Genomic DNA, 6025 nt, shown 5'->3' on the forward strand with positions numbered 1-6025 from the left:
ATTAACCGCACCTTCAACGACTCGGACGACTTCGCCCGTCTCGTGCTGGCGCGCGGGACCGACGGTCACCTGGTACGCCTCGGCGATGTGGCGCGGGTCGAACGCGGTACCGAGGAGAATCGCACCTTCTTCCGCGGCAACGGCGTGCCCATGGTCGGAATCGGTGTCGTGAAGCAGTCGACCGCAAACACGGTCGCCGTGGCCGACGCGGCCAAGGCGGAGGCCGCCCTGATCAACGCGAACCTGCCTGAGGGCATGGAGATCAAGCAGAGCTTCGACTCCTCCATCTTCGTCAAGGACGCCGTCAAGGAGGTCTACAAGACGCTCGCGATCGCTATCGGACTCGTGATCCTGGTGATCTTCCTGTTTTTGGGCAGCGTGCGGGCCACGCTGGTGCCGGCCGTCACCGTCCCGGTCTCCATCGTCGCGACCTTCACCGTCCTGCTCTGGCTCGGTTTTTCCGTGAACATCCTCACATTGCTGGCACTGGTGCTGGCGATCGGGCTAGTCGTGGACGACGCCATCGTGGTGCTCGAGAACATCCATCGCCGGATGGAGCAGTACGGGGAGACGCGGCTCGTCGCCGCCTATCGCGGGACACGTCAGGTCGCCTTTGCCGTGGTGGCCACGACCATCGTCTTGATCTCGGTCTTCGTGCCGATCGCCTTTCTGCAGGGCGATGTCGGGCGGCTCTTCGCGGAGTTTGCTCTCACCATGGCCGCGGCGGTGGCCTTCTCGTCCTTCGTCGCCCTGTCGCTGTCGCCGATGCTCGCCTCGCAGATCCTGCCGCAATCGCATCGGCGCGCATCCCTCACCCACGGGGTCGATTGGGTCTTTCAATGGGTGCGGCGCGGCTACGGCACCCTGCTTCGGTTCCTGTTGCGCCAGCCCTGGATCGTCGGGCTGGCCTTCATCGGCACACTCGGCGCCGCCGTTTGGTTGCTCGAGCAGATCCCGCAGGAATATGCGCCGAAGGAGGATCGCGGCGCCTTTTTTGTTTTGATCAACGGACCCGAGGGCGCGTCCTACGAGTACATGAGCGAGTACATGGACGAGATCGAGCGGCGCCTCATGCCCTATACCGAATCAGGCGAGGTCAACCGGCTGCTCGTGCGTGCGCCTCGCACCTTCTCCAACACAGCGCTCTTCAACACCGGTATCGTCGTGATGGTCCTGAACGACTTCGACAAGCGTCGTTCGGGCTGGGTGATTATGGACGAGGTGCGGGCGAAGCTCGCCGACCTTCCCGGCGTGACCGCCTTCCCGGTGATGCGCCAGGGATTCGGCGCGCGCATCCAGAAGCCGGTTCAGTTCGTGATCGGTGGCGGGACATACGACGAGCTGGCTCAGTGGCGCGACCTGCTGCTGGAGGCGATCGACGAGGACAACCCCGGCCTGACCGGCATCGACTGGGACTACAAGGAGACCAAACCGCAGCTCAAGGTCGAAATCGACTACGATCGCGCGGCCGATCTCGGAGTGACGGTCGGCAACATCGGGCGCACGCTCGAGACCATGCTCGGCTCGCGCAAGGTGACGACCTATCTGGACGCAGGGGAGGAATACGACGTCATCCTCGAAGGCGAGCGCGACGAGCAACGCACGCCGGGGAGCCTGGAAAACCTCTATGTGCGCTCGGACCGCAGCGGCGAGCTGATCCCGCTCTCCAACCTGGTCCGGGTGATCGAGTCGGCCGATTCGCAGAGCCTGAATCGCTATAATCGGCTGCGCGCCATCACCATCGAGGCGAACCTGGATTCCGGACTCGCCCTCGGCGATGCCCTGAGCTTCCTGGAGGCCAAGGTCGCCGAGCACCTGCCCGAAAAGGCCCAGATCGACTACAAGGGACAGAGCCGCGACTTCCGATCGAGCAACCAGGACATCCTCTTCGTATTCGTTCTTGGCTTGCTGGTGGTCTTCCTGGTCCTGGCCGCCCAGTTCGAGAGCTGGATTCACCCGCTCGTCATCATGTTGACGGTCCCTTTGGCGATGGCGGGCGCGCTCCTCGCCCTCTGGCTGACCGGACAAACGCTCAACATCTACAGCCAGATCGGACTCATCATGCTGGTCGGGCTCGCCGCCAAGAACGGCATTCTGATCGTGGAGTTCGCCAACCAGCTGCGCGACCAGGGCAAGGAATTTCGCGAGGCGCTGCTCGAAGCGGCCGACGTGCGTCTGCGCCCCATCGTGATGACCGGCATCACGACGGCTGCCGGCTCGCTCCCGCTGCTGCTCTCGAGCGGCGCCGGCGCCGAGACCCGCACGGTCATCGGTACCGTCATCCTCGCGGGCGTCCTCGCGGCAACCGTCTTCACCTTGTTCGTGGTCCCGATCGCCTACGACCTGCTCGCTCGTCACACTGGATCGCCCGGCGACGTGAAGCGTCGGCTGGAGCGCGAAATGGAGGCATCCTGAAGAACCGCGCGGCTCAACCGAGTATGGCCGCCACCGAAGGGATCCCGACCAGGGCCGGCAGCGCCATGACGAGGCCGGTCAGCCCATGACCTGGATGCACGCCCGGACCGGGCCGAAGCTGCGCCTGTGCTCCGGACAGGGTCCGAGTCGGCGCAGCGCCTTGAGGTGCGCGCATGTTGGATAGCCTTTGTGCCCGGCAAAGCCGTAGCCGGGAAAAGCCAGGTCCAGGTCGCACATGAGACGATCGCGGGCGACCTTGGCAAGGATCGATGCGGCGCCGATCGATGGCACCAATCCGTCGCCGCCGACGATCGCCTCGGCCTCGCACCCCACATCCGGACAACGATTTCCGTCGACGAGCACCCGTGTCGGCCGCACAGTCAAGGCCGCAACCGCGCGCTGCATCGCCAGCATGGATGCCTGGAGGATATTGATCCGGTCGATCTCCTCAGCGCTTGCCCAAGCAATGGACCAAGCGAGGGCGCGCTCGCGAATCTCGAGATCCAAGGCATCGCGCCGAGCCGGGGTGAGCTTCTTCGAATCATCAAGGCCCGGAATCGAACGGGCCGGATCCAGGATAACGGCAGCGGCGCTGACCGGACCGGCCAGCGGGCCTCTGCCCGCCTCGTCGACACCCGCGACCCATAAAACCGCGGCCGAAGTGATCAATACCGTTCGCCTCCTCTCCGAATCATCGAGGATACCAACAGTCTTTCCCTCGACGCGGTTTTAGTAGAAAAGCCAAAAAATTCTTGAATCGCGTCCCCGCCGGGGCCGTTTGCACATCCGAGTCCGAATCCAAGGCGAGACGGCACGGATCACACCAGGACGCGATTCAATAAGCCACCAGATCAAGGACTGCCTGCGCCGCGCTGGCTGCGGCATCCTTCCGCAGCCAAAGATGGATGCGCCGATACTCGGCCTGGATCTGGGCGACGCGCTCCGCATCATCCAGAAACGCCAGGACGGCCGGCGCCAAGAGATCGGCGCGACAGCGGTCTTGGATAAACTCGGGCGCCAGCTCCTTCTCTGCCAGTAGATTTGCCATGGCGATATAGGGCACCTTGACCAGACCGAGCTGCTTGACGAGGTGATAGGAGATCGGATGAACGCGATAGGCGACCACCATCGGGCGTTTGGTCAGCAGGGTCTCCAGCGTGGCCGTTCCCGAGGCGGTCAGCACGACATCGGCGGCGGCCAGAACCTCGCGGCTGCGCCCGTCGACCAGTGTGATCGGGAGTTTCGCCGCGATCTTCTCCAAGGCTTGACTGAAGCGCTCGCGCAGCCGAGCGTTGACCAACGGGACGACGAACCGCAGGTCCGGGCGGGCGGCGAGGCAACGCGCTGCAGTCTCGATGAAGGGCTCTGCCAGACGCTCGACCTCGCCCATCCGACTGCCGGGCAGCAGGGCAACGATGGCTCCGTCCTGCGGCAGACCGAGGGTACGCCGCGCTCCCGTCCGATCGATGTCGACCGGGATCTCGTCTGCAAGCGGATGACCAACATAGCGCGCCGGCACGCCGTGCTCGCGCAGGAAGGTCTCCTCGAAGGGAAAGACGCTCAGCATAAGATCCACTGAGCGACGGATCGACTTGACCCGGCCCGGACGCCAAGCCCACACGGTTGGACTGACCATGTGGACGGTTCGGATGCCTGCCCTGCGCAGCCGGCGCTCCAGACCGAGATTGAAGTCGGGCGCGTCCACGCCGATGAAGACGTCCGGGGGATTCTCGACAAAGTAGCGCACCAGCTCGCGTCTGAGTCCGAGAAGCTCGCGAAGCTGGCCGAGGACCTCCATCAGCCCCATCACGGAGAGCCGTTCCATGGCGAAGAGGGTCTCGCAACCCTCCTCCTGCATCCGGGGTCCGGCAACGCCGACGAAGTGAACCTCGGGGACCCGTTTGCGGATCTCGCGCGCCAAGGCGGCACCCAGGATGTCGCCCGACGCCTCGTTTGCGACGATCCCGATCCGCAACATCAACGCACGATGCTGCGGTTGCTGTCGGCGATGAAGTCCGCCATGGCGAGGATCTCGGGAATGTCCGCGGACATCCGATTCAGCTCGGCGATCGCCTCGGCCAGCTTGAGGTTTCCCATATAGAGTGTGCGATAGGCACGCTTGATCGCTTGAATGGCGAAATCGGAAAAGCCGCGACGTCGCAAGCCCTCGGCGTTGATTCCGCGGGGCTCGGCCGGGTGCCCGCCGACGGTCACGTAGGGAGGAACGTCCTTGCTCAGAACCGATCCCATGGCACAGAAACCATGAGCACCGATCCTGCAGAACTGGTGGACGATGGTGAAACCGCCGAGGATGGCCCAGTCCTGGATCTCGACATGTCCGCCTAGCGAGGCGGCGTTGGCCATGATGACGTTGTCGCCGATACGACAGTCGTGCGCCACGTGGACATAGGCCATGAAGAGATTGTCGCTGCCGATCCGGGTCACGCCCTTGTCTTGGACGGTGCCGCGATGCAGCGTCGTGAACTCGCGGATCTGATTGCGATCGCCGATCTCCAAGCGCGTCGCCTCGCCGCCGTACTTCTTGTCCTGGGGATCTTCGCCGACGCTCGCGAACTGAAAGACGCGATTGTCCCGGCCGATCCGGGTCGGTCCCTTGATCACGGCATGGGGACCGATCCGGCTTCCCGAGCCGATCTCGACATCCGGGCCGATGACGGCGAAGGGGCCGACCTCGACATCGGAATCCAGCGCCGCCCCCGGATCGACCAAGGCGGTCGGGTGAATCAAGCGGTAAAGTCTCGGGCCGTACACATGATCTCGGCGCTGGCCACAAGACGATCGTCCACGCGCGCCTCGCCGTCGAACTTCCAGATCCCGCGACGCACGGGGCCGAGCTTCACGTCCAGAATCAACTGATCGCCGGGCTCGACGGGTCGTTTGAAGCGCGCCTTGTCGATGCCGACGAAGTAGTAGAGCTTGTTGCCGACCTCTTCCGGGCGCGAGGCCATCGCCAGCAATCCAGTTGCCTGCGCCAGCGCCTCGATGATCAAGACGCCGGGCATCACCGGACGCACCGGGAAATGGCCGGTAAAAAACGGCTCGTTGAAGGAGACGTTTTTCAAGGCAATCAGGTACTCGTTCACCTTGTAGTCGATGACCTTGTCGACCAATAGAAACGGATACCGGTGCGGCAAGAGGCTCAGTATCTTATGGATATCCATTGTGCTCACGACGTCCTCCGAGCGATCAAGACGCAAATCAGAATCCGTCGGCGTGGGATGCGATCCCTCCATGCTAGGTAGCCTCCCGCCCAGTTGTTTCGTTCATCGTATCGATACGTATCTCGAGTTGTTTGATGCGTCGCGCCAGCTCGTCCAGATGTCTGAACCGTGCCACATTGCGACGCCAATCCGCACTTGGCATGGCCGGGATCCCGCTGCTGTAGGTGCCGGGCTCCGAGACCGATCGGGTCACCATGGCCATCCCGGTAAAATGGACTCCGTCGCCGATCTCCAGATGACCGGCCATCCCGACGGCGCCCGCGATGGTGCAGTTTCGACCGATTCGGGTCGAACCCGAAATGCCGGTGTTCGCCGCCATCGCCGTATTCTCGCCAATCTCGACGTTGTGGCCGATCTGGATGTGGTTG

The 6025-nt window shown here is 63.7% G+C and carries 5 protein-coding genes and 1 pseudogene; 1 reads left to right on the forward strand and 5 read right to left on the reverse strand.

Features of this window, described 5'->3' with window-relative positions:
• Positions 1-2415 (forward strand): efflux RND transporter permease subunit (locus VLR48_RS16600; protein WP_325292855.1); only part of this gene is annotated, 2415 nt, incomplete at its 5' end.
• Positions 2416-2493: 78 nt separating this feature from the next.
• On the opposite strand, the gene rnhB is transcribed toward VLR48_RS16600, so the two are convergent.
• The 5 genes and pseudogenes from rnhB to VLR48_RS16625 all read right to left on the reverse strand — a co-directional run.
• Positions 2494-3084, reverse strand: coding sequence for a ribonuclease HII (rnhB, locus tag VLR48_RS16605; protein ID WP_325292856.1), 591 nt, complete (start codon positions 3082-3084; stop codon positions 2494-2496).
• 166 nt (positions 3085-3250) lie between these two features.
• Complete coding sequence (gene lpxB / locus VLR48_RS16610) at positions 3251-4393, reverse strand: lipid-A-disaccharide synthase (protein WP_325292857.1); 1143 nt, start codon at positions 4391-4393, stop codon at positions 3251-3253.
• Positions 4393-5163, reverse strand: a complete 771-nt coding sequence (gene lpxA, locus VLR48_RS16615) for an acyl-ACP--UDP-N-acetylglucosamine O-acyltransferase (protein ID WP_325292858.1) — start codon at positions 5161-5163, stop codon at positions 4393-4395. The genes lpxB and lpxA overlap by 1 nt, the downstream gene beginning before the upstream one ends.
• Positions 5160-5669 (reverse strand): 3-hydroxyacyl-ACP dehydratase FabZ, encoded by a 510-nt coding sequence (gene fabZ, locus VLR48_RS16620; RefSeq protein WP_325292859.1) that lies wholly within the window; start codon positions 5667-5669, stop codon positions 5160-5162. The genes lpxA and fabZ overlap by 4 nt, the downstream gene beginning before the upstream one ends.
• Before the next feature lies 1 nt (position 5670).
• Positions 5671-6025 (reverse strand): annotated as a pseudogene (locus VLR48_RS16625) (UDP-3-O-(3-hydroxymyristoyl)glucosamine N-acyltransferase); the annotation flags it as partial.

The organism is Thiocapsa sp., assembly GCF_035467215.1.
Classification (GTDB): Bacteria; Pseudomonadota; Gammaproteobacteria; order Chromatiales; family Chromatiaceae; genus Thiocapsa.

Coding starts and splice junctions, on each gene's coding strand:
- fabZ (WP_325292859.1), bottom strand. CDS start 5,669: ATGGAGGGATCGCATCCCACGCCGACGGATTCTGATTTGCGTCTTGAT.
- lpxB (WP_325292857.1), bottom strand. CDS start 4,393: ATGTTGCGGATCGGGATCGTCGCAAACGAGGCGTCGGGCGACATCCTG.